The organism is Pirellulales bacterium, from assembly GCA_035546535.1.
Classification (GTDB): domain Bacteria; phylum Planctomycetota; class Planctomycetia; order Pirellulales; family JACPPG01; genus JACPPG01.
In genome coordinates, this window is record DASZWQ010000063.1 from 1 (window position 1) to 22,185 (window position 22,185).

Here is a 22,185-nt window from a genome sequence, read left to right on the forward strand (position 1 = left end):
CGGCCATTTGGGAAAGTCGAGCGGCAACTGCCGCCACTGACAGCCCGTGCGAACCACGTACAGGATCGCGTCGATGATGTCGCGTCGGTCAATCGGTGGTCGACCACGCTTGCTACGCTTGGGCAGCAGGGGGCGGATCAAGTGCCATTGTTCGTCCGTCAGGTCGCTGGGATAATTCGCGCACATCGTTACGGCTCCGTCTTCCTTGACTTGAGAACCAAGACGGCGGAGTCGTAACGTTTTTCATCGATTCATGCAATTTGAAAACACGGTCTAAGAGCCTGAGCGACGACAACAGGTATCTACAAGAGCCCGTCTTCGGACTTTGAGCCGAAGGCGGGCTTTTTTTGTTGTGCCAGTCATCGCCGCGGTGCGTGGTCAGGGTTGTTACACCAATTGGCATGAGCGACTTCTTCTCACCCGATCTCGGCAACCTGACGGCGACGGCCATCCTGGGCTGGTACGCCTGGCACACGGCGTCCCGGACGATTCCCGATTTGCTCAAGGCATTTCGCGAGGAATTGGCCACGGCTCGCGAAGAGTGCCGCATCGAGCGAGAGACGTTGCGCGACGAGTTGAACGCCGAGCGCTTCGAACGGCACTCGGATCACATGGCCATCGTCGAAGCGCTGCACCAATTGGCGGCGCAACTGAAGCCGTCGGCTGCACAGCATGCCGCACCAGGGCACGGTGTGCTGGGCCCTGGCGCGAGTCGCGAGCGATGAACCGCGTTGACCGCCGTCGGAAACTTCCGCGCATCTGAAACCGATTTTGAACCAACGCTAACGAGAACAGGAGCATTCGCCATGAACGCCACCCAACTGCAGTCCGCGGGAATCAACTTGACGATCGTCGCCTGGCTCGCTCGGCACGCGAGCGACGTGCCGACCATTCTTGCCGGCGCGGAAAACGTCATCTCCTCCGCAACGCTGCAGGAAAAATGGGAAGCGTTCAAAAGCGTGGGCGACCTGGTGATTACCGACCTGGCCGATTTTCCCGGCCTTGCGCCGGTAAATCCGCCGGCGCCCGATCCCGTCGTCGGCCCGGTGCAAGCCACGGTGGCCGACGTCGACGCGGCGCTCGGTGCGATCGGTGATGGTCACATTATCAACGCCATCGTGGCACTAGTAACCAACCCGCAAACGCTGGCGCTGATCGAGCTGATCCTGAAATTGGCGGGCGTCGCTGTCTAACGCGTTTTAGACGGAGCGCCGTACCGCTATGTATCGAACAGCCCTGATTACGAATCGAGGAGCGCCGGACCGAGTTCCGGCGAATGGAACCGATGGATAACCGCAAGCTTGGCCGTCTGCCGCCCCGATTTGACCCGCGCACATTGCGTGCCGCCCGCTACCTGATTCCGTCGGCGTTGCCGCCACTCCCGAGCTATGTGCGCTGGAGCCACAATGCGACGCAGCCCTGGGGCATGATGCTCAACGATCGCCTCGGCGACTGCACGTGCGCGAGCGTCGGGCACGCCATTCAGGCCTGGACCGCCAATCACGGGCAAGAGGTAACGCTGCCGGATAGCGACATCCTCGCGGCGTACGAGGCCGTCAGCGGATACGATCCCACAACCGGAGCGAACGACAACGGCGCCGTCGAGATCGATGTGCTGAACTATTGGCGCAACAGCGGTGTTGGCGGGCACAAGATCGGCGCCTACGTCTCGCTCGAGCCGCGCGATCAGCGCGAAATCCAAGAAGGCATCTACCTTTTCGGTGGCGTCTATATCGGCATCTCCTTGCCTTTGGCCTGGCAAAACCAATCGACGTGGAAAGCGCCGAAGTTCCGCTTCGATTTCGGGCATCGCGCCTGGCAGCCGGGAAGCTGGGGCGGTCACGCTGTGTTCGTCGTCGACTACGACGCGCAACATGCCACCTGCGTCAGTTGGGGCGAACTGGTGCAGATCGAATGGGCCGCCTTCCCGCTCTACGTGGAAGAGGCCTACGGCATCATCGCGCCCGAGTGGGTGAACGACGTAACGAAAGCACCCAACGGTTTTGATATGCCGTCGCTCGTGCAGGATTTGCAGGTTCTCGGCCAGCCCGGGTGACCTGCCGGCGATGGTGTGCTCGACATCGACTTTTTGCCCATGAACGACCTCATGATCCATTTCTCGATCGTCGCTTTTCTGCTGCTGGCGGCGGCCGTGCTTCGCGCGCCACAGCAGCGCGGTCGTTTCGTTGACTACGGACGACGGCGGCTCGAGCGCGCCGCCGAAGCACGAGCCCGTCGCCAGGTGGCGCAATTCCTCCGCGATGCGCACGTTTGCGAGTTGCTGGCCGCGGCTTTATCCGCGGCGCAACTCGTGGGTCGCTGGCTCTTGAGCTGGCTGGGTAATGCTTCGCTGGCACTCGTGGTCGCGACAGCGGCCGTCGCCGAAACACCTCCGGCGGCCGCTCGTGCCGCGCTCGCCGATTTGCAAACCCAACCGATCGAGCGGCGCGCGAACCTGCGCTACCTGGTCGTTGAACAACCTGGACAAGTCGTGGCGGTCAACTACGTCCTGAATGCGATTAGTCGCAGCCGTCTGATTGTTCGCGCCGAAGCCGCAGGCCCTCACTTGCTGCGGATTGATTTGGCAGCTCTCGCGAATCCGCGCGACGCGGCAACATTCACCGACGTGCGCGCGGCGTGGGAGAAGCTGGTTGCCGTTGATCCGTATTTTCATCTCCGTACGCAGGTCGTGCCGCCACAAGTTCAATCGTCCGCGGCCGCCTCGCACCCTGCAAAGCATGCCGCGCGTGCGCAGCCACTGCGGGTCGAGACCGTGACCGTCGACGGCGGCTGGATTCCGGCCGACGTCGCGAGTGGCCTGAAATCGTCTTCGCTCTCGGCCGGCGCCGTATTGCGGGCCGATTTTTTCATCGCCCGCGCAACGGTGGCGCCGCTGTATTACGACTTCGCCGGGATCCCAGCAACGGAAACGGCACTCTTAGCCCGGCTGGGCATCGACCGTGGCACGGTGGATCGGCTGGCCGCGGACACGGCCGCGAACCTGTTTATCTCGCGTGTCACCAATAAGCCGCGGCGGCTGGTGCGGCTGCCAGGTCCGCTCGGCGGTACGTGGTTCAGCCGGGATGTCGAAGTCGAAACGCCCGACCGCGACCCGCTGCGCAATCCGGTGAATTACCACGGTCCGGCCGGAACGCAGGCGTTTCGCTACGACGCGTCGGAATGGTTCGCCCAAAAAGAAAACCGCTTCTGGCTGACGGCCGTTTACGACGCACGCGGCCAGCGCCAGGACACCGTCAAGGACGCCATCGCGAAAGACACGTTAGCGCATGACGGCGTTGTACGACCACTGGTTTCCTGCGTGCGCTGCCATGAGTTGAATGGCGGTAGCGCCGGCATGCAGCCGATCGTTGACGATCAATTCGCGCTCTTGACGGGCGAAGCGGCCGTGTTGCGGAGCTTCGTTCCCGACGTCGCGCGGCGCGTGGCCGAATTGTACGACCCGGCGCGACTGGCGCGCGATCAAGCGCGCGATCGTGAGGATTACCAGCAAGCGGTCGTCGCCGCTACCGGCGCGAGTCCTCACGATGCCGCCAGCGCGCTTGCGCGTACGTACGGCCAGTTTGTCGATCGGCCAGTGACACTGTCGATCGCGGCGACTGAGTGCGGCGTTGGCGAAGCGCAATTCGTCATGGCCACGCGTCATTCGCACGATCCAGCGATTCTGGCCTTGCGCGCCGGCCGCGAGATTCGCCGCGCGACGTACGAGGCCAGCTTTGCCGAACTGATGCTGCTCACCACCCAGACCCGGAGCCCTTGACCCATGAGAATTCAGAAGCAGCTGGTTTTTGTTTCAGCGGGCATTATCGCGGTGTGTTCGATGTGCGGCGAGAAGACGATCGCGCGTCCTCCTTGCCGCGCTGCAGCAAGCGCGCAGGTTTCCGCGACCAGCGTCGCCACGGTTTCGGCCGGAGTCGTGGCCGTCCCGTTTGCCGTCCCGGTGGCGATGCCGAGTTATGTCCAGTACTCGGCGCACGTTGCCACGGCAGCGCCCGAGTATCAATCGCATGCGCCGCTGGCAATGCCTGACGCGGCCTGTGCGATGCCGGCGCCGACCTCCGCATCGGCGAGCGATTCCGCCGGAACTGCCCGCGCATCTTCGCTGGTTTCCACGTATTGCCGGCAGTGCCATGGCGCGGTGCAGCCGAAGGCAGGTCTCGACCTCTCGGGCGCGCTCGACAACGCCACGCGCCTGAAAGCGATCACGCGCATTCTGGCCGACGATCCGCGGCAGCGCATGCCCAAGGGAAAGGAGTTGTCGGCCGCTGAGTTGGGGCGGCTCATTCAAGAGCTCGCGACCAGCGCTTCGCCGTCGGCCACAGCCGAGCCGGCGCCGGCGCTCGACAATTTGGACGATTGAACGAGCAGTTTAAAGCGGAATGGTCCGTCAGGTTTTCTTTGAGAGGAGGCTGTCATGAATCGAGTGTTTGTTGCTCTTTGTGTGGTTGTTGTCGGTGCGATTGGTTTCGCGTCGGTAACGGAGTGCGCGGCTTGCCCGCAAGTCGCGGCTGCCCAGGCCACGGTTGCGGCGCCGGCGGCTACGGTCGCCGTGGCTCAGCCGGTCGTGGTCGCCGCGCCTCTGGCGCAAGCAGCCGCGGGCGCTGCCTACGTGCAACCTGCGACGGCCGCAGCGCCGGCGGCTGTCGCGCAGCCCGTCGTGATCGCCCAGCCGGCCGCGTTTGCGCCGTTGCAAGCGGTCGCGAATGTCGGCTGCGCCAGCGGCGCCTGTGCGCGGGCCACGGCGCGGGTTGGCATGGCCGGGGTGCGCCGGCTGCTGCTGCCGCGCCACCGGGCCGTGGCGCGCGCCGTGGTGCGCTAGTTCCGGCGCGGGAGGGGAGGTGCCCAACTGTCGGCGCCGGCAGTTGGGCGCTTTTCTCTCCGCAATTTCCGACATCTGCGCAGTTCTTCACGGATGGCTAAGCCAGCCGTGGCACCCGGCGCTTCGGTGGACTCTTGCACCAATCGAGCTTCCCATGCAAATTCGCGATCGCATTCGTGAGCTGCGCCGCGTGCGGGCTTCGCAGCTGCGCCCTCATCCGCGCAATTGGCGGACCCATCCCGAGGAGCAGCGCGACGCCCTGCGCGGCGTGCTGGCCGAGATCGGCTACGCCGGCGCGCTCTTGGCTCGCGAGCTCGACGACGGGACGCTCGAGCTGATCGACGGCCATCTGCGCGCCGAAACCACGCCCGATGCCGAAGTGCCCGTGCTGGTTTTGGATCTGTCGGCCGAAGAGGCCAACAAGCTCTTAACGCTGCTCGATCCGCTCGCCTCGCTCGCCGAAACCAATGGCGAGCGATTAGCAGCGCTTGTCGCCGAAGTGGAAACCGACAGTGCCGCCGTGCGCGCCCTCTTGGATCGTCTGACCGAAGAGGCACAGGCCGGCGCGGCCTTGCTCGCCACACCCGGAGTGCCAGCGACTCCGCAGGATGGCGAACTGCCCGAGCTATATCAGCTGATTGTCGAATGTGCGGGCGAAGCCGAGCAGCGCGCGCTTTTCGACCGGCTGAGCGCCGAAGGTTTCCATTGCCGCGTGATGGTGCTGTGAAACACAAAGCCGCGGGAGAAACGCTTTGCCGACCGTCGACATCACCGTCCGTTGTCCCGTGCATGATTCCTTTCGCGTGCGGCAGGTTGCCGGCATGTTCGACGTGCCGCTGGCAGAGAAATCCGAAGCCACCTTTCGCGCTGATATCCCGGCGATCGACGAGCCGTGGCAGATCGGTCTGATCGTGGGCCCCTCCGGCAGCGGTAAGACGACCGTTGGAAAGCGCGTCTTTGGAACATCGCTCTACCAGGCCCGCGATTGGCCGCCAGCGAGCGCGGTGATCGACGCCTTTGGCGACCTGCCGATCAAGGAGATCACGGGCCTGTTGACCGCGGTCGGGTTCAGTTCGCCGCCATCCTGGGTCAAGCCATATGCAGTGCTTAGCAATGGTGAGCGCTTCCGTTGTGATCTGGCTCGCGCGCTGGCTTCGGGCTGTATGGCGCGAAACGACGAGATTGCGGCCGTCGACCTGGCGGCGTGGCCGGTGGTGGCGTTCGATGAATTCACAAGCGTCGTCGACCGCAACGTCGCGCAAGTCGGTTCGATGGCCGTGGCTCGCGCGATTCGCGGCGGCCGCTTGCGGTGCCGCTTTGTGGCCATCACTTGTCACTACGACATTGCCGAATGGCTAGCGCCCGACTGGGTGGTGGATATGGCGACGGGCACGTGCCAGCGGAGGAGTCTTCGGCGGCCGAGCATCGAGTTGCGGATCTTTCGTTGCCACCGTCGTGCGTGGGAAATGTTTGCGCGTCATCACTATTTGAGCGGGGCGCTTGCGCCCACGGCTCGCTGCTTTCTGGCCACCTGGCGCGACACGGCCGTCGCCTTTTGCGCAACGCTGCCTGTGATCGGGCGGCGCGGCCATTGGCGCATCAGCCGCGTGGTCACGCTGCCGGATTTTCAGGGGATCGGCATCGGCATGCGGCTGGCCGAGGCCGTGGCCCAACGGCACCGCGCCGAGGGATTGCGCATCAACATCACGGCCAGCCATCCGGCGGTACTTGCGCATTGCAGGGAATCGCCCGAGTGGCGGATGGTGCGCGTTTTGAAAACGGGTTCGCGCAGTGCGCGCCGTTTCATCCACAACTACCGCGGTTCGAGCGGCCGCGCCGTGGTGTCGTTCGAATACCTGGGCGCCGATAGCGCAGCATGAAAGCCCGCGGCATGAGCTCCACGATCGATCCCGTCAAGCAGACTGAAATCGTCACCATCGTTTCCGTCGGCGGCAGCTTGCGAACCGCCGCTAAGCACGTTGGTTCTACGCTGGCCGCCGTCCGCCAGGAGGTGGAGGGCAATCCTGAGTTCGCGGAGCGGCTAAAACGCGCGGAATCACACTTCGAGGTCATTCACTTGTCGAACATTCAGCAAGCGGGCAAGAAATCGTGGAACGCCTCGGCCTGGCTTCTGGAACGAGTCTTTCCTGAACGCTTCGGCAAACGCCGGCCACGGACGATCGCCGTCGAACAACTGAAAGAAGTGCTCGACGAATTGGCCAAAACGATCACCGACGAAGTCTCGGATCCCGACCGCCGCGACCGATTACTAGCTTGCCTCACGAAAATCCTCAGCAAGCTCAACGAGGATGCCAAGCCAGCCGCGCGCAGCAGAAAGAAGCCGAAGTGAGTCACGATCCGGATTACGAAAACGACGCGTTCCCCGGCGAACCGCAAGAAACCGGCGTCGCCGATTCCGATCAGGAGAAACCGCCGGATGAGCCACTGCAATACGACGACCGGGCGTCGCTCAGCGAGCAGGAGGAATTCGTGATCGGCACGCTCGCTCACAGTCTGCGGCAACGTTTGCGCGCCGCGCCCGCGATGCGCTCGGGCGGCTTGCTCGATTGGGCGCGGCATTACCTGCCAACCCATTTTCAGCTCGCCCCTTCAGCCATGCACCGCTGGCTTGCCGAACAGATCGAGGCGGCAGGTTGCGCGCGCGGGCAAAAGATCAACGTGATCGGTCCGCGCGGCGCGGCGAAATCGACCGTGGCCTCGCTGGCCTGCCCGCTACGGCTAGCCGTGGAGGCAGCCGAGCCCTACATCTGGATCGTCTCGGACACCAAGGACCAGGCCGCCAGCCATCTGGAGAACATCAAAGCGGAATTGATCGATAACGAATTGCTGGCCGAAGACTATCCCGACGCCGTCGGCAAAGGGTCGGTGTGGCGGACAGCGGCCATCCGCCTGCGGAATGGCGTGATGATCGAGGCTTTTGGCACAGGCCAGCGCATTCGCGGTCGTCGCCGCCGCGCCAATCGCCCCACGCTGATCATCTGCGACGACTTGCAGAACGACGGACACATCGAATCCTCGCTGCAGCGTGACCACTCGCGCCGCTGGTTTCACGGCACGCTCCTCAAGGCAGGCACGCACGCGACCAACGTGCTGCATCTGGCCACGGCGCTGCATCACGATGCGCTGGGGCTGGAACTGGCGCGCACGCCTGGCTGGACCTCGCGCATCTTTCGCGCCATCGAGCGTTGGCCCGATCGTATGGCACTCTGGCAAGAGTGGGAGGCAATCTATACGGCGCTCGACAACCCGAATTGCCGGCAGCAGGCCCGCGCTTTCTACGAAGAACACGCCGCGCAGATGAACGCAGGCTGCGTGCTCCTGTGGCCGGAGCACGAAGGCTTGTACACGTTAATGCAAATGCGCGTCGAGAGCGGCCGCACTGCTTTCGAGCGCGAGAAACAGGGCTCGCCGATCAATCCCGAAGCTTGCGAATGGCCCGAAGATTATTTCGGTGATTGTATTTGGTTCGAGGATTGGCCGGCGCGACTGACGTTGAAAATTATTGCGCTCGATCCCAGCAAAGGGCACGACGCGCGGCGCGGCGACTATTCGGCATTCGTATTACTCGGAATCACGGCCGAGGGGCTCTTATACGTCGAAGCTGATCTGGCGCGGCGCGCGACGCCGCAGATCGTGGCCGACGGCGTCGAATGGTGCCGGGTTTTCCGGCCCGATGCCCTGGCGATCGAGACAAACCAGTTTCAAGACCTGCTGGGCCATGAATTCGCCGCCGAGCTGTCGCGGCAAGGTCTGGCGAACGTCAGCCCGTGGTCGATCGACAATCGCGTCAACAAGCTGGTGCGCGTTCGGCGGCTGGGCCCGTACTTGTCGCGCCGGCAGCTGCGCTTTCGCCGCACGCCGGCGACCCGATTGCTCGTCGAGCAATTGCAGCAGTTTCCGGTGGGTGATCACGACGACGGGCCGGATGCACTGGAGATGGCCATCCGCATGGCCGGCGAACTGACCGGGCGCCCCGCGCCCAGCGATGGCTTGGGAAACCGTCTGCGTTTGAGTTCGTGATTGTCGCATGAGATGCCTGCGTCAATGCGGCGCCGACGGCTGAGAGCATTCGGACAATTCATAAGCACAAACGAAACCCCAGGAGTCGAAACCATGACCACGACCAACGGCAAGAATCACGGCCAGGCGAATCAAGGAGCTCATTCCTCGGGCGGCGGCAACGGCATCGATCCGGTGTCGCGTTTGGAACGCCGCCTGGCGGAAGCTTGCCAGGGGCTGTGGGACAGTTTTGTCGATCCCCGCGACGCATTATGGGACGACGATGGCGGTTGGTGGCAACTTGTCGGCAACGAGGTGCAGCGCGGCGGCGCGGCCGTTGTTCCGTTCTGGACCGAAGCCGAGCTGCGGCAGATTCGCATCGAATGCCGCGGACTGGCGCTGACCAATGAATTCGCGATCAACGGCCATGAAAATCGCATTAACTATGTGATCGGCGCCGGACACAGCTATCGCGCGGTGCGGAAAAGTGGCGTCACGGCCAGCGACGAACTGGTGGCCGCCGCGCAGGCGATTCTTGACGATTTCATCAACACCAATGGGTGGCATCGGCGGCAGCAGGAAATCGTGCGGCGCCGCGATCGTGACGGTGAGTGCTTCTTGCGATTCTTCACCGACTCGAATGGTTCGTTGCGCGTGCGCTTTGTCGAACCAGCGCAAGTCTCGACACCGCCCGAGGCCAGCGGCGACCCGGCCGCCAGCTTCGGCATCCTTACCGACCCACAAGACGTGGAAGAGGTGCTGGGCTATTACGTCGATGGTACGCTCGTGGACGCCTGCGACATTCAACATCGCAAAGCCAACGTCGATGGCAACGTCAAACGCGGTTTGCCATTGTATTACTCCGTGCGCAAGAACCTGCGCCGCGCCGAAAAGCTGCTGCGCAACATGAGCGTCGTCGCCGAGATTCAATCGGCCATCGCCCTGGTTCGCCGACATCAGGGCGCCACGCGCACGGCGGTGCAACAATTCGTCGCCGGCCAGGCTGATGCCTCGACCACCGGGCCTGGGGGCGAGACAACGAATTGGCGTCACTTCGCCCCGGGGACGATCCTCGATACCAGCGGCGGCATCGAATACGATTTCCCGGCGCAAGGCCTGAACGCCGCCAGCTACGTGGCCGTGCTGCAAGCCGAATTGCGGGCAATCGCGGCACGGCTGGTGATGCCTGAGTTCATGCTTTCGAGCGATGCCTCGAACGCGAACTACGCCTCGACGATGGTGGCCGAAAGCCCGGCCGTGCGCATGTTCGAGCGTTTGCAAGCCGAACAGATCGAATGCGACCTGGCCGTGATGCGGCGCGCGATCTCAGTAGCGGCCGGCGCGGGGCGCATTGCCGACGACGTGCTGACGAGCATCGATATCCAGGCCGTGGCGCCGCCGTTGGCCGTGCGCGACGGACTCAAGGACGCGCAAGTGGCGCGCATCGAATATCAATGCGGCATCCTCTCGCCACAAACGTGGAGCCAGCGCCGCCGGCTTGATTACGCGCAAGAGCAAGCCAACCTTGCCGATCATCGTCGTCAGGCGAACACGAACGGCGACGCGAGCGGCGCGGTGCCACCGCGCGGATGAATGCGCCACGCCTCGCGCTTTCGCGCGCGTGCGTGATGCGCGAAACCGCAGTGGCCAAAAGTGTCTCTTGAAAAATACACTCACGCCGCTAATATGATTCGTAATGACTACACAACAACTCACGACACCGAACGGCAACAAAGCGTCGTACGCGTGCGTGGCGTTGCGAGAAATCTTGGACGATGTGTTGAAGCGCGGCTTTCACGGCACCGCAAGCGTTGAGGTGGCCGTGCAGGACGGAACGATCCAGCATATTCGTCGCCGCGTCGACCGGATCGAAAGGTAACCGCCCACGCGTGGCATGGGCCAACGGCCCGCGCCGCAAAACGCAGGCAGCAGAAAAACGTACTGGTATCCGCAGAGCTTGCCTTCGCGGCAGGTATCCACAGGAGCCCATCGAGAACCCGCAATCGGGTTCGCTCGGTGGGCTTTTTTGTTGCTCACACGACAAGACGAGGAGAGCGCGAATGTCCGAGCCGCTGCAAGAATTCATCAGTTCGCGAGGAGTGACGCTGCGTGTCGATCGCGAGGCCGGCATCATTCGCGGCGTCAAGATCCTCGGTACCGAATCGCAAAACGGTCGCACTTATCTGCCCGAGGCCTTGGCTGCCGCCGCTTCCTTGTACGAAGGGGCGAAGGTGAACGTCAATCATCCCAAGTCTTCGCCCGGCAGCCCGCGCGATTATCAAGACCGCATCGGCGCGATTCACGGCGTGACCGTGCGCACGACCGAAGGCCTCTTCGCCGATTTGCACTTCAATCCGGCCCATGCCCTGGCCGGGCAACTGGCCTGGGACGCGGAACACGCACCGGAGAACGTCGGCTTCTCGCACAACGTGCTCGCGAAAACCGCGCGACGCAACGGCCGCGTGGTCGTCGAGAGTATTACCAAGGTGCAAAGCGTCGACCTGGTTGCCGATCCGGCGACGACCCGTGGGCTGTTCGAGTCGACATTTCCCGTGGGACGCGCGGAAGGGGCGATAACGGGTTCGATCGAATCGGTCGTCTGGGAGGAATTGACACCGACCGATATTCGCAGTCGACGGCCCGATCTGATCGACTTACTGGCCGGCGAGCTGGCGCGGGAGAACGCGCAGTTGCGGGCACAAGTCGACAATCAGCGCGCCTCGGATGCGGCGAGCGGCCGGCGGCGACTGGCCGAACGACTGCTCGCCGAGGCGAACTTGCCCGACCCCAGGTCGGAGAGCGGTTGGGCGCGCGAGATCGTTAGCGAAGCGTTTTTCAGCTCGTTGCTGGCGGCGCCGGATGAGGACGCGATGCGGCGTCTGGTGCAAGAGCGAGCCCGGCTCGTCGCCGCCGCGGCGGGGCTGCCCGCGCGGCGCTCGACCTTTGCCGCGCGGACGCTGGCGCGCGATCAGCAAATGGTCGAGAGCTCCTACGCGGACAAGATCGACGTCGACGCGTTCGTCAAAGCAATCACGCGGTGACGCCGCGAAACAAATGTCTCGGGCGATCCGCGTTTCTTACCTCAGCAGGAGACAGAAGAGATGGCCAACGTGATGCGATGGCGCTATGGCGACACTTCGCCAGTCATGCAACCTGTCCAATCGGCGACAGCGATCGAGATCGGCGACCTGTTGTACCTGGCGACCGACCATGTGCTGCCCGCCGCCTCGCAGGCCGATCAGGGGAGCAAAGCCGCGAATCAGCAATTGTTTCACAACAACTTCGCTGGCGTGGCCATGCAACAGTCGCGCGTGGGGGATACCAATCCGATTCGCGTGGCGACGACGGGCGTCTTTGCGTTCGACTGCGCGAGCGCGACGTTCGAAGTCGGTGCTCTGATGGGCATCAGCCAACCATCGGGCGGCCCGCCGCTCGACAACCAGGTCGTGGTCGGCGTGGGCGCCGAGAATCTGGCGATTGGCCGCTGTGCCAAGCGTGTCAATCCGGCCGACGTCAGCGTGCTGGTGGAGGTCGTCAGCACGGTATCGCACGGCGGGCCGCAAGGCAAGGCGTAAATGCCGCAACTTGCTTCGCCGATCGTTGTTTCCTGCATCACCATTCATCGCCCGCGCGCCGCAAGTAAATGAGGGCCGCGCGAGCTGGCTCCATCGTGAGGAGATTCGAAGTGAGTATCGACTATCGCGATTTGAAACGGCAGTACGAACTGGAAGGCCCGCGGCGGACGGTGGCCGCACTGAGTGAAGCGCTGCGCGAGCGCAAGATGCGGGCCGATGATTTCAGTCTGCGCGACCTGGCCGAGGCGGTGGTTCCCGACGGCCGCGAGTGGGTGCGCACGCTCGATCCGCGTTCGTCCTCCGGCGTACACCTGCTCGAGGCGGGCGACGGCGTCGACGTGACGGCCTTTCTGAACATCACCGGCCAGGTGATCTACTCGAAGATCATGGACGCCTACACGCAGGAGGCTTTCGTCGTATCCAAACTGGTGCAGACAATTCCCACACGGCTCGACGGCGAGAAGATTCCCGGCATTACACGCGTGCAGGATCAGATCGACGAGGTAGCGCCAGGCATGCCGTTCCCCAGCCTGGGTTTCGGCGAGGACTACATCGAGACGCCCTCGACCACCAAGCGCGGCTTCATCGTGCCGGTGACCAAGGAGGCGATCTTTTTCGATCGCACGAACCTGGTGCTTAGCCGCGCGGCCGAAGTCGGCGAAATTCTCGGCCTGAACAAGGAGAAGCGGCTGGTCGACCTGGTGATCGGCGCCACGAACAATTACCTGTGGCGCGGCACGGCTTACGACACTTACCAGTCGAGCACGCCGTGGGTGAACGAGCTTTCGGCGAATGAGTTGATCGATTGGACCGATGTCGACGCCGCCGAACAGTTGTTCGCCGACATCGTCGACCCGAACACGGGCGAGCCGGTGCTGGTCTCTCCCACCACGGTGCTGGTGATGCCTGCTTATCGGCATGCCGCGCAGCGCGTGTTTAACGCGGCCGAGATCCGCTACCAGCCGAGCGACGCTTCGACGCTGACGGTCGCGGCGAATCCGTTATCGACGTATGCCGTGTACGAAAGTCGTCTGGCTTATCGGCGCCTCGTGGCCAACGGCGTCTCGGCCGACGATGCCAAGAAGTGGTGGTTTATCGGCGATTTCAGCCGGGCATTTGCCTACATGGAGAACTGGCCGATCACGGTCACGCAGTCGCCCTTGAACAGCGAGGCCGATTTCAACAGCGACATCGTCGTGCGCTTCAAAGCCAGCGAGCGCGGGGCCGCGGCCGTCATCAATCCGCGATACATCGTCAAGTCGACCGGTTGAGGCTCGTCAGGCCTGCGCCGGTGACGACTGCGTATCGCGCATGCGCAACGTTACCGGCGCAGGCACGGAACAGGCGGCGAAGAACTTTCATCAATTTCCAGAGGGCGGTCCGTACCATGACTCGAATCGGTGATGAAACAGTCAATTCCTTCAGCCATGGTCGCACAAGCGCCATCGGCACGGCGGCGATGGCGCTTGTAGCGACCTCGGTCGCGGCCACCAAGGGCGTGCAGTCGCGCGCCGCGGACAGCAATACCGCCACGGTCTACGTCGGCCACGCGAATCTTACCACCGACACGAGTGACGCCACCGACGGTTTTCCGCTGAAAGCGGGCGAGGCGCTGTTCGTGCCGGTCAACGACGCGTCGAAGATTTTCGTCGCGTCGACCGCCGCGAACCAAAAGATCTTCTGGTTCGCCATCTGATCGAATGCCGTGAACCATGGTGCGCTGCTCGATCACCAGCGGGCGCGATAAAGAAGGATGTCTCATGCCGACCGACCTCGATCAACTGCAAGCCATCAAGAGTCAGACACTGGCAATTATCGCCGAGCTGACGGCAGCCCCTAAGCCGACGTACACCCTCGATGGCCAGCAAGTGGCATGGGCTGATTATCTCGCGCAGCTGCGGCAGACGGTCGCCTGGTGCGATGACCAATTGACGCGCGATCAGCCGTTCGAGTCGCGCACGCGCGGCTTCAGCTGAGCGAGCGAGCAGCGCTGGCCGGGAACACATTTTAGATTTACTGGCACAGGTGTCTCGATGGGCGTCACCTTCGATCCGACAGGCGATATGAGCTGCTGCGACGGCCTCGAAGCGGTCACGCTGCGGCAACTGTCCGGTGCAGCGGGAGGCGTGGTGAACGGTGCGCTGCGCAGGCAGATGCGCACGAGCGAAGCCGAAGCCAGCGACGCGCGCTATCTGGCCACCGACCTGGTGTGGCATTTGCCGGCAGAGCAATTGCCAATCGCGCCCGCGGTCGGGTCGGTGATTACCGACTCCTCCGGCGTGCGTTACATCGTTCTAGAGGCCCAGCGCGCCACCTTGGGCGCCCGCTGGCAATGTCGCGCGAGGAACCTGGCCATCGTCAGCGGTCTCGACCAGCCGGTGACGCTCCAGCAAGCGACATGGACCAAATCACCCAGCGGTGCCCAGGTGGCCGTGTGGCACAACGTGCAGATCAACCTGGCGGCGCGCATTCAGCCGCAGCAAGCGGATATCCGCATTGAATACGACCGGCGCTTGACGCGCGTCACGCACAAAATCTTTGTTGCCGACGAGATCGCGGTGGACCACACGTACCGGGTCATTGCCGGCGACGACATGTTTCGCGTGCTGGGTTACCAGCGGCCCGAGCAGTTGGACGGGCTGTTCACGATCCTGGCCTCGCAAACGACGGGAGCTATTGAGTAGACGCAATGAGCGCGCCAGCAACAGATCGTAAACCACGCGCGCGACGCATTCGACACATAAACCATGAGCCTCGAACAAGCCATTCACAACCGCTGGGCGACCGATTTCCTGCTGGCAGGACTGTTGCCGGCAGAGCGACTATCGACGGGCGCGGCGCGTGGCGAGACGTCGTTTCCCTATGTCGTGCTGTCGCGGCGCGAGAACCAGGTACTGGCGCGCACCAGCAGCGGCACGTCGATCGATCGCGCGGTGGTGCGGTTCGCGATATGGTCCGCCGACCTGGACGAAGCCAAGGAGATCGCCCGCGCCGTCGCGCACCGCTTCGAGCGCGTCGATTTTCCGCTCGACGAGGGGAACGTGTTGAACATGCAGCGGCTGCAAGAGACCGAAACACAGGCCGATGACAGCTCGTGGCTCGTGGAGATCGATTACACCGTCATCCATCGTCATGCGCCGGCAACGTTTCTCGGTTAACCAGGTCACCGTAACGAAGCGCATCAGTCTTCGCACATTTCACTCAATGCAAACCCGGGCCAACTAAACATGACAGAAGCACTTTCCGCGGAAATCAGCGCGTCGCTGTTGTGGTTGTTTCAAGACACGCTGGGCCTGACGACGATCGCCGATTCATCGCGGCTGGAATTCGACGCCCAGCTCAGCGATGGCAGCGGCGCCGGCCAGGCCAACCTGGTCTGGCACGATCTGCGCACGGTCGCGGCGGGCGCTAACGACGATCTGCTCCTCTCGGCACTGCCGCAATCGATTTTCGGCAATACCGTGAATCTCGACTTTGCCGCCGTCAAGGGGATTCTGATCGTCAACGCGAGCACGACCACGGGCGATGAGTTGCTGGTCGGCGCCGCACCGATACACGCTTGGAGCGCACCCTTGGGAAGCGCGACCGACAAGGTGCGCGTCCCGGCGAATAGTTGCCTGCTGCTGGTGAATCAGAACGACGGCTGGACCGTTACGCCCGGCTCGGCCGACACGCTGCGCATCGCGAATCTCACGGGAGACGACATCCCGTACAAGATCGTGATCGTGGGCGTCCACGCGTAACCAGGCGTGAACGGCGCGCACAGAACGAGGAACGACGAGTTGTCGACAACCTTACAGCGGAGTTTTGCCGATGGCGACGATAAGCGGGAAGAATGGCAAGGTGCTGATCGGCACCACGGCGCTGGCCGAGATCACGGATTGGACGTTTCACACGACGTCCGTGAATCACGCCTATGCCAGCTCGTCAACCGGCGGCTACCGGCAACGCGTGGCGGGCGTGAAAGATGGAAGTGGCAGCATCGGCTTCAAGTTCGATCCGGCCGATCCGATCACCGACGATTTCGACGAAGGATCATCGGTCACGCTGCTTCTGTACATCGACGCGACGCATTTCTATAGCGTGCCGGCCGTCGTGGATTCGATCCAATTGGCGGTCGATATCTCCAGCGGTGACGTGCTGGGCGGGACCGCGGTGTTTTCGGCCAACGGCGCCTGGACCAAGCCTGACTACTCTTAGCGAGCCGACGAATGACTTCACTTGCACTCCTTACCGCCGCGCCGGTCCCGCTGCGACTGGCAGCGGGAACCTTCTTGATGACGCCACTCACGCTGCGCGATTACGGCGAAATCGAGCAGGTGATGCGGGCCGAACGGGCCGTACAGCCCACGTCCGCCGGCGAGGGCGACACAGCGACCGCTACGGCTGATGGCGATGCGCTCGTCGCCCCGCCGGTGATTTCCGCCGCGGAGATGGCCGCCTGGATGTGCGGCGCCGGGTTGGCCTACGTCCTATGGCAGGTGCTGCGCAAACGACACAAGGAATTAACACTTGACGACTGCCGCAAGTTCGTGGCCGAGGAGCCGGACGTCGCGGCCCTCGCCTGGCAGTTGGATTTGGCCAGCGGATTGCCCCCGGGAAACGCGCGACGCCAGGCTCGCGCGGGGCGGAGGGGCCCGACGAGCCTGGCGGCTTGCGCAGCATTGATTGGAAAGCAGCCTTTCAGGAACTTTCGGCTGCCTACGGCTGGCACCCTGTCGAGATTGCTGAACTAACGCCCGCACAACTAACCGCGTACGTCGCTGTCCTCCGCACGAGCACCACGCAGTGGATGTCGCCAGCCGCGATGCGTGCCTTTAAAAAACAACTGGCCAGCACGAATACTTCAAATGCCACATCGCAGTAAACGTAGCGATTCTGGTTTTCACCGATCGACGGACGGGCATGTCCAACCGTATCCGCATGGCATTCCACACGATTTACTTTTGCGCCGAGAGGACCAACTCCGCGCAATCCCCGATTTGCTCTTGCGACCTGGAACCGCGGCGGCGCCGGAGCACCCGATCATCCGATTCCCACCGCAAGCCGCCACGAATCGCCAGTTGACCGCGCATGACTTGCCGGTGGACAAGTTGCGGACGCTGCTGCCTGCCGATCGTCGTCGCGCTCCTGGTAATCCATTGCAGAATTCCAGTGGCAATTCGCAGTTCGTGCAGCTCGCGCTGTTGCAAAGCATTGACGAAAGCTTGCGCCGCCTGCGGCAGTTGGCCGAGGCCGGGCGGCAACTGCCCGCCACATTCACGCCGCCTGAGTATTGATCGAAGTCGCGGTTACAGTAGCCAATCACCTTCACAGTCACGCGCGAAAACAGGCGATTTCTCCATGGCGGTTGCGTTCGAAGAATTGGCGGGCTCGCCCCGCATTCGCGTCAACGAGCAAGGAACGAGTGCCGTGCGGACGTTTCGTGTCGCGTGGGCCGATTGGCAGGAATTCGTGCAGGCTTTGATCGGCACCTTTCGCGTGCTGGGACTGGCCACGGAGTTCGTGCCACCAATCGAATTTCCTGGGCTGCCCTACTTGATCGTTACGGACGTACAGGTGGAACCCTTCGATCCCGAGAACCCCGACGGCACGTCGGCGATCGACCTGGGCTCATTTGCGAACACTTACAGCGTTGCCGGTGCGCGCGTGACGGCCACGTACCGCACGATGTTCGACGAATTCAGTCCCTCGCGCCGCGATCTGCCCAACGTGCCGGGCGGCACGTTCTTGACCTACTCGGCCGATCTGGGCTCCGAGCGCATGACCGTGCCCGGCCGCGTCTGGAACTGGGCGGGCAGCTCGGAGCGCGTGGCCGACGACATCAATCCTGGCATCCACGTGCCGCACGGCTCATTCACCCTGCGCTGGCAGCGGGTGCCCAATCCGCCGTGGTCGCAGATTCGCGCATTGCGCGGCAAGGTGAACGGCAGCACCTTCCTCTCCTCGCCTCCCGGCACCGTGATGTTCCAAGGGGCGCGGGCCTCGCGCCGCTTTCAATTCGTCGAGGACGGCGGCTTCTGGAACCTCGACTACATGTTCGCTGAGAACACGAAGACCCTCAGCGACGGCGTCACCGACGTGGGCTGGAACCACTTCTACAAAGAAGCGGCGCTGGGAGGCGAGCATTGGGTCGCAATCGAAAACCAGGACGGCAACCCCCCCCTACGCCTCGGGCGACTTTCTGCAACTCTTCACGTTCGAGTAATCCATGTCGGTCCCGATTCGCCCGGTCCGCCCTGGCGACCTCATCTCGGCTGCCAAGTTCAACGAAGTTGTTGACGCGGTCAACGCTTTGGGGCAGATCTCGGGCAGCTACCCGATCGAAGTGGCGCACGACGACATGGGGGTGCGCATCGGACTGGCGCGGCAATTCAAGGCGTGGTTGTTCCGCATCGAAGCCGTGCCAACCACTGTACCGCGCACCGATGACAACGTTCCCTATTACAACGCCACGCGCCTGCGTCTGGATACGACGAATGATTACACGGCCCAGTCGCCGCAGCACGTCGTCCTGTACGATCCGCTCGCGAAAGACGTCGCCGCCAAGCTGCTGAAAGAAGGCGCCTGGGTGCTCGCAACCTTCGACGCCGACACCGGGCGGTGGCAGATCGTCCGCGATCCTTTTCCCGGCACGCAACTGGTGCGCTTTAAGCTCACGGCCACGCTCACGCTCGGCGGTAGCGCCACGGCCACGATTCGCAAGTGGGATCCCACGGCCGGCGGCGGCGCGGGCGCCTACGTCGACGGCGACACGATCACCGTCAAGGATTATTTCGGCGCCCTGGGCGATCCCGGCGAATGGCAGGCCCCCAGCGGCTACTACGGCTACGCCGTGAAGCTCACCGACCTCGACGAATACCAGATCCTCTACATGGAGCATCAGGCCGAGTTCGCGGCCTTCACGCTCACCGCCAATATGTCGGCCGGCTCGGCCGCGGCGACCTTCGACAGCTTTTGGATGGGGCGCAACACGGCCAGCGAAACGCTCGTCTATGATCGTCAGAACCTGGCGGCTTCGGCCAGAAGCGGCGACAAGGGGATTGCCTGCTGGGATAGTAAGCTCGGCCGCTACGAAATCATTTGGATGGGGCGGGGCGCGCCGAGCGATCCCGTGCTGTTTTATTTGAATGATGCGCTCACGCGGGGCGGCAGCGCGGCCGCGACCATTCGCCAGTGGAATGGTGGCGCCGGCACGTGGGACGCCACCGGCGCGAGCATCACCGTCTATGATTCGTCGAACCTGGTGGCCAGCGGCGTGACGCTGCCGATCTCGACGCTCGGCGTGTGCTTCTTGTCGAGCCAATCCGGGCGCTACGAGATCATCGCGGTCCCTGGCGCGGCGGGCGCGCAGATTGTCCGCTTCAAGACCACCGCTCCGCTCACGCTGGGGGGCAGTTGCACGGCCAATGTGCAGACGTGGGACGCGGGAACAAGCGCGTACGTCGACGGCGACACGATCACGGTGGTCGATTTCTACGGCTCGCTCGGCCGCCGCGGCGCCTGGCAGGCCCCCAGCGGCTATTACGGCTTCGCGCTCAAGCTCCCCGACAAGGATGAGTGGCAAATCCTGACGATGGAGAAGGTGGCCCTCTTTGCCACCGCCACGCTCAGTGAGAACATGGGCGCGACGACCGCCGGCCAGGCCGCGGCCAGCTTTTCGGGGAGCAATAAATTCTGGCAGGGGCAGGACACCGCCGGCGCGGCCGTGGTCTACGACCCGGTCGGCATCTGGAGCGCGTTGCCCTCGGGCAGTAGCGTCGTGGTGTGCTATGACGACAACGAGCAAAAATACAAGATCATCGACGCCCCCGGCCAGGGGAGCCTGGTGCGGGTCAAGCTCACCGCGCCGCTGGCCGTCGGCGGCACGGCCGCGGCCGTAATCCGCACCTGGGACGGCGCCGCCTACAACGACGGCGCGGCGGTCACGGTCCACGATTACGCCCAGCGCTTTAGCGGGCCCACCGGCGCGCTGGGATATGCCGCCCCCTTGGACGGCCGTTACGAGCTGGTCTTTCTGTGCGGCCCGGCGCTGTTGGTGCAGGCCACGCTGACCGAGGCGATGGGGGCGACCACGGCGCACCAGGCCGCGGCCACGACCGTCGACTATGCCCAAGGATCGGACCCCGGCGCGAGCGTCACGGTCACCGATCCGTTGCACATCTACGACAGCCTGACGTCGGGCAAGTCGGTCCTTGCCTGCTGGAACGATCGCGACGCCGCCTACGAAATCGTCGATGCGCCGCAATCGGGGGGCGCCGTCAGTTGGGCCCGCACCTATGCCGCGCACACGCTCGACACGACCAGCAAGTCGAACGCCCATTACGTCGAGTGCCAGGCGGTCGACAATTTTGACGGCGACGGGTACGACAGCGGCAGCCCGCACTTTCACGTTTTCCTCCCCAGCCCCAGCACGGCCACCGATCCGAACGTCGAAGCGGGCGTGATCATTGGCTACACCGTCGACGAAGACGGCAACGCCGTGTGCGTGACGGGCTACTTGGACGACGCCCGCGGGATGCTCAAGACGTGGAGCGGCGCGGCGGCCGACATCCCGCACGGCTGGCAACTGTGCGACGGCAGCAATGGCACCCCCGACCTGCGCGGGCGGTTCATCCTGGGCGCGCAGCCCGGCGGCAGCATCCCCTTTGATGACGACGGCGATAGCAACAACGTCGGCGAAACCGGCGGCACGCTCAAGCATACGCACGCCGCGCACGCGCCGCAGGCCACCACGGCCACCAGCCTGTCGGCCACGAGCACGTCGCTGGGCGTGACCGACAGCGAGTTCGTCGGCACGCCGGCCGTGCTCTCCTTCGATGTGAATATGACCGGGCAGCCGACGGCCGTCGGCGTCACGGGGCCGACCGCGCTGCAAGCGTTCGTGGTGCTGCCCGATGTGACGATCGAGCCCACGTCGCTGAGCGGCGACCACCAGCACGACTTGGACAACGACAGTCTGAACGTGGTGACCGGCAAGGGGGGAATTGTCACCGACATTATTACGCACTCGCCGACAGGGGACCCCAGTCCGTCGGACTTCATCACGCCGAACCCGCACACGCATGCAGCCACGGTCACGCCGCCGGATGACGAGCCCGACGATACGATCCAGCCGAACCCGCACAATCACAGCGTCAATGTGCCGGTAGTGGGGATCACGTTCAGCCCCTCCACGACCAGCTACACCCCCGCCGGCACGGTGATCAGCGACCCGGCGATCGAGACCACGACCACGATCGCGCCCAACCCGCACACGCACCAGACGCCGACCCTGACGCACGACATGCAATATCACACGCCGCAGTATTTTGCGCTGTGCTACATCATGAGGGTGAATTAGCGGCTGCCCCGTAGGGGCGCAGGAAATGATGAGTGATGAGTGATGAATGATGAGTGCTAATTTGGTGCTTTTCTCTTACGGAGATTTTTCCCATGAAACGTCGCGACCTGTTAAAGAGCGTCCTAGGTGGCTTGCTGTCCCTCGGCTTCTGGACGCGAGCGCGACCGCTGGCTGCGGATCAGCCGGCACAAGGCGCGGAGGTCCCAGCCGGGTGGATCCCGGTCATGGAAACCTTGCCGCTTCCTGATCCGCATAGCCTTTGCCCTTGCGAGTGTTTCGCCTGTAGGCAGTAGGAAGCAGGCAGTTTTTCTTCCGTTCCTCATTCATCACTCATCATTCATCGTTTTCCGAAATGCGTATCGTCATCACAGGCCCCGACAGCCGACCCGTGCGGCCGCGCGAGCCCAACC

26 protein-coding genes are annotated in these 22,185 nt (G+C 63.6%); 25 read left to right on the top strand and 1 reads right to left on the bottom strand.

Annotated elements, in window-relative coordinates; genetic code table 11:
- Nucleotides 1–186, bottom strand: a 186-nt coding sequence (locus VHD36_08405) for a transposase (protein HVU87329.1), incomplete at its 3' end; no start/stop codon positions are given.
- Nucleotides 187–401: 215 nt separating this feature from the next.
- Between VHD36_08405 and VHD36_08410 the strand changes: the two genes are divergently transcribed.
- The 25 genes from VHD36_08410 to VHD36_08530 all read left to right on the top strand — a co-directional run bounded on the left by VHD36_08410 (nucleotide 402) and on the right by VHD36_08530 (nucleotide 21,775).
- Nucleotides 402–725, top strand: a complete 324-nt coding sequence (locus tag VHD36_08410) for a hypothetical protein (protein ID HVU87330.1) — start codon at nucleotides 402–404, stop codon at nucleotides 723–725.
- A gap of 81 nt (nucleotides 726–806) precedes the next feature.
- Nucleotides 807–1,193 (top strand): hypothetical protein, encoded by a 387-nt coding sequence (locus VHD36_08415; protein ID HVU87331.1) that lies wholly within the window; start codon nucleotides 807–809, stop codon nucleotides 1,191–1,193.
- A 92-nt stretch (nucleotides 1,194–1,285) separates the two neighbouring features.
- On the top strand, nucleotides 1,286–2,056 hold the full coding sequence (locus VHD36_08420; protein ID HVU87332.1) for a hypothetical protein: 771 nt from the start codon (nucleotides 1,286–1,288) through the stop codon (nucleotides 2,054–2,056).
- 39 nt (nucleotides 2,057–2,095) lie between these two features.
- Complete coding sequence (locus VHD36_08425; GenBank protein HVU87333.1) at nucleotides 2,096–3,778, top strand: hypothetical protein; 1,683 nt, start codon at nucleotides 2,096–2,098, stop codon at nucleotides 3,776–3,778.
- A 3-nt stretch (nucleotides 3,779–3,781) separates the two neighbouring features.
- Nucleotides 3,782–4,378 (top strand): hypothetical protein, encoded by a 597-nt coding sequence (locus VHD36_08430; protein ID HVU87334.1) that lies wholly within the window; start codon nucleotides 3,782–3,784, stop codon nucleotides 4,376–4,378.
- 54 nt (nucleotides 4,379–4,432) lie between these two features.
- A complete protein-coding gene (locus VHD36_08435) occupies nucleotides 4,433–4,837 on the top strand; it encodes a hypothetical protein (protein HVU87335.1) in 405 nt (134 codons plus the stop codon).
- Nucleotides 4,838–4,991: 154 nt separating this feature from the next.
- Entirely contained in the window at nucleotides 4,992–5,564 is a 573-nt protein-coding gene (locus VHD36_08440; GenBank protein ID HVU87336.1) for a ParB N-terminal domain-containing protein, read from the top strand.
- Between the two features lie 25 nt (nucleotides 5,565–5,589).
- Nucleotides 5,590–6,717 (top strand): GNAT family N-acetyltransferase, encoded by a 1,128-nt coding sequence (locus tag VHD36_08445; protein ID HVU87337.1) that lies wholly within the window; start codon nucleotides 5,590–5,592, stop codon nucleotides 6,715–6,717.
- Nucleotides 6,718–6,728: 11 nt separating this feature from the next.
- Nucleotides 6,729–7,187, top strand: a complete 459-nt coding sequence (locus tag VHD36_08450; protein HVU87338.1) for a hypothetical protein — start codon at nucleotides 6,729–6,731, stop codon at nucleotides 7,185–7,187.
- A complete protein-coding gene (gene terL / locus VHD36_08455; protein ID HVU87339.1) occupies nucleotides 7,184–8,878 on the top strand; it encodes a phage terminase large subunit in 1,695 nt (564 codons plus the stop codon). The genes VHD36_08450 and terL overlap by 4 nt, the downstream gene beginning before the upstream one ends.
- Nucleotides 8,879–8,971: 93 nt before the next feature.
- A complete protein-coding gene (locus VHD36_08460; protein ID HVU87340.1) occupies nucleotides 8,972–10,450 on the top strand; it encodes a phage portal protein in 1,479 nt (492 codons plus the stop codon).
- 103 nt (nucleotides 10,451–10,553) lie between these two features.
- The gene (locus VHD36_08465) at nucleotides 10,554–10,736 is read left to right on the top strand and encodes a hypothetical protein (GenBank protein ID HVU87341.1); all 183 of its coding nucleotides are present in this window, start codon (nucleotides 10,554–10,556) and stop codon (nucleotides 10,734–10,736) included.
- A 181-nt stretch (nucleotides 10,737–10,917) separates the two neighbouring features.
- On the top strand, nucleotides 10,918–11,898 hold the full coding sequence (locus tag VHD36_08470) for a hypothetical protein (GenBank protein HVU87342.1): 981 nt from the start codon (nucleotides 10,918–10,920) through the stop codon (nucleotides 11,896–11,898).
- A 60-nt stretch (nucleotides 11,899–11,958) separates the two neighbouring features.
- The gene (locus VHD36_08475) at nucleotides 11,959–12,432 is read left to right on the top strand and encodes a hypothetical protein (protein ID HVU87343.1); all 474 of its coding nucleotides are present in this window, start codon (nucleotides 11,959–11,961) and stop codon (nucleotides 12,430–12,432) included.
- A 110-nt stretch (nucleotides 12,433–12,542) separates the two neighbouring features.
- Nucleotides 12,543–13,703: a hypothetical protein gene (locus VHD36_08480; GenBank protein HVU87344.1), complete on the top strand. Its 1,161-nt coding sequence runs from the start codon at nucleotides 12,543–12,545 to the stop codon at nucleotides 13,701–13,703.
- Nucleotides 13,704–13,819: 116 nt separating this feature from the next.
- Nucleotides 13,820–14,128 carry a hypothetical protein gene (locus tag VHD36_08485; GenBank protein ID HVU87345.1) on the top strand — a complete coding sequence of 103 codons (309 nt, stop codon included), beginning with the start codon at nucleotides 13,820–13,822 and terminating at the stop codon, nucleotides 14,126–14,128.
- A 64-nt stretch (nucleotides 14,129–14,192) separates the two neighbouring features.
- Nucleotides 14,193–14,408 carry a hypothetical protein gene (locus VHD36_08490; protein HVU87346.1) on the top strand — a complete coding sequence of 72 codons (216 nt, stop codon included), beginning with the start codon at nucleotides 14,193–14,195 and terminating at the stop codon, nucleotides 14,406–14,408.
- A gap of 57 nt (nucleotides 14,409–14,465) precedes the next feature.
- Nucleotides 14,466–15,116 carry a hypothetical protein gene (locus VHD36_08495; protein ID HVU87347.1) on the top strand — a complete coding sequence of 217 codons (651 nt, stop codon included), beginning with the start codon at nucleotides 14,466–14,468 and terminating at the stop codon, nucleotides 15,114–15,116.
- A gap of 63 nt (nucleotides 15,117–15,179) precedes the next feature.
- A complete protein-coding gene (locus VHD36_08500) occupies nucleotides 15,180–15,590 on the top strand; it encodes a DUF3168 domain-containing protein (protein HVU87348.1) in 411 nt (136 codons plus the stop codon).
- A 69-nt stretch (nucleotides 15,591–15,659) separates the two neighbouring features.
- A complete protein-coding gene (locus VHD36_08505; protein ID HVU87349.1) occupies nucleotides 15,660–16,175 on the top strand; it encodes a hypothetical protein in 516 nt (171 codons plus the stop codon).
- A 70-nt stretch (nucleotides 16,176–16,245) separates the two neighbouring features.
- Nucleotides 16,246–16,632 carry a hypothetical protein gene (locus tag VHD36_08510; GenBank protein HVU87350.1) on the top strand — a complete coding sequence of 129 codons (387 nt, stop codon included), beginning with the start codon at nucleotides 16,246–16,248 and terminating at the stop codon, nucleotides 16,630–16,632.
- A gap of 11 nt (nucleotides 16,633–16,643) precedes the next feature.
- On the top strand, nucleotides 16,644–17,168 hold the full coding sequence (locus tag VHD36_08515; GenBank protein HVU87351.1) for a hypothetical protein: 525 nt from the start codon (nucleotides 16,644–16,646) through the stop codon (nucleotides 17,166–17,168).
- Between the two features lie 252 nt (nucleotides 17,169–17,420).
- Nucleotides 17,421–17,711: a hypothetical protein gene (locus VHD36_08520; GenBank protein ID HVU87352.1), complete on the top strand. Its 291-nt coding sequence runs from the start codon at nucleotides 17,421–17,423 to the stop codon at nucleotides 17,709–17,711.
- 64 nt (nucleotides 17,712–17,775) lie between these two features.
- Nucleotides 17,776–18,714, top strand: a complete 939-nt coding sequence (locus tag VHD36_08525) for a hypothetical protein (GenBank protein ID HVU87353.1) — start codon at nucleotides 17,776–17,778, stop codon at nucleotides 18,712–18,714.
- Entirely contained in the window at nucleotides 18,644–21,775 is a 3,132-nt protein-coding gene (locus VHD36_08530; GenBank protein HVU87354.1) for a hypothetical protein, read from the top strand. The genes VHD36_08525 and VHD36_08530 overlap by 71 nt, the downstream gene beginning before the upstream one ends.
- Nucleotides 21,776–22,185 lie beyond the last annotated feature (410 nt).

Coding starts and splice junctions, on each gene's coding strand:
- VHD36_08410 (HVU87330.1), top strand. CDS start 402: ATGAGCGACTTCTTCTCACCCGATCTCGGCAACCTGACGGCGACGGCC.
- VHD36_08415 (HVU87331.1), top strand. CDS start 807: ATGAACGCCACCCAACTGCAGTCCGCGGGAATCAACTTGACGATCGTC.
- VHD36_08420 (HVU87332.1), top strand. CDS start 1,286: ATGGATAACCGCAAGCTTGGCCGTCTGCCGCCCCGATTTGACCCGCGC.
- VHD36_08425 (HVU87333.1), top strand. CDS start 2,096: ATGAACGACCTCATGATCCATTTCTCGATCGTCGCTTTTCTGCTGCTG.
- VHD36_08430 (HVU87334.1), top strand. CDS start 3,782: ATGAGAATTCAGAAGCAGCTGGTTTTTGTTTCAGCGGGCATTATCGCG.
- VHD36_08435 (HVU87335.1), top strand. CDS start 4,433: ATGAATCGAGTGTTTGTTGCTCTTTGTGTGGTTGTTGTCGGTGCGATT.
- VHD36_08440 (HVU87336.1), top strand. CDS start 4,992: ATGCAAATTCGCGATCGCATTCGTGAGCTGCGCCGCGTGCGGGCTTCG.
- VHD36_08450 (HVU87338.1), top strand. CDS start 6,729: ATGAGCTCCACGATCGATCCCGTCAAGCAGACTGAAATCGTCACCATC.
- VHD36_08460 (HVU87340.1), top strand. CDS start 8,972: ATGACCACGACCAACGGCAAGAATCACGGCCAGGCGAATCAAGGAGCT.
- VHD36_08465 (HVU87341.1), top strand. CDS start 10,554: ATGACTACACAACAACTCACGACACCGAACGGCAACAAAGCGTCGTAC.
- VHD36_08470 (HVU87342.1), top strand. CDS start 10,918: ATGTCCGAGCCGCTGCAAGAATTCATCAGTTCGCGAGGAGTGACGCTG.
- VHD36_08475 (HVU87343.1), top strand. CDS start 11,959: ATGGCCAACGTGATGCGATGGCGCTATGGCGACACTTCGCCAGTCATG.
- VHD36_08485 (HVU87345.1), top strand. CDS start 13,820: ATGACTCGAATCGGTGATGAAACAGTCAATTCCTTCAGCCATGGTCGC.
- VHD36_08490 (HVU87346.1), top strand. CDS start 14,193: ATGCCGACCGACCTCGATCAACTGCAAGCCATCAAGAGTCAGACACTG.
- VHD36_08495 (HVU87347.1), top strand. CDS start 14,466: ATGGGCGTCACCTTCGATCCGACAGGCGATATGAGCTGCTGCGACGGC.
- VHD36_08500 (HVU87348.1), top strand. CDS start 15,180: ATGAGCCTCGAACAAGCCATTCACAACCGCTGGGCGACCGATTTCCTG.
- VHD36_08505 (HVU87349.1), top strand. CDS start 15,660: ATGACAGAAGCACTTTCCGCGGAAATCAGCGCGTCGCTGTTGTGGTTG.
- VHD36_08510 (HVU87350.1), top strand. CDS start 16,246: ATGGCGACGATAAGCGGGAAGAATGGCAAGGTGCTGATCGGCACCACG.
- VHD36_08515 (HVU87351.1), top strand. CDS start 16,644: ATGACTTCACTTGCACTCCTTACCGCCGCGCCGGTCCCGCTGCGACTG.
- VHD36_08525 (HVU87353.1), top strand. CDS start 17,776: ATGGCGGTTGCGTTCGAAGAATTGGCGGGCTCGCCCCGCATTCGCGTC.
- VHD36_08530 (HVU87354.1), top strand. CDS start 18,644: ATGTCGGTCCCGATTCGCCCGGTCCGCCCTGGCGACCTCATCTCGGCT.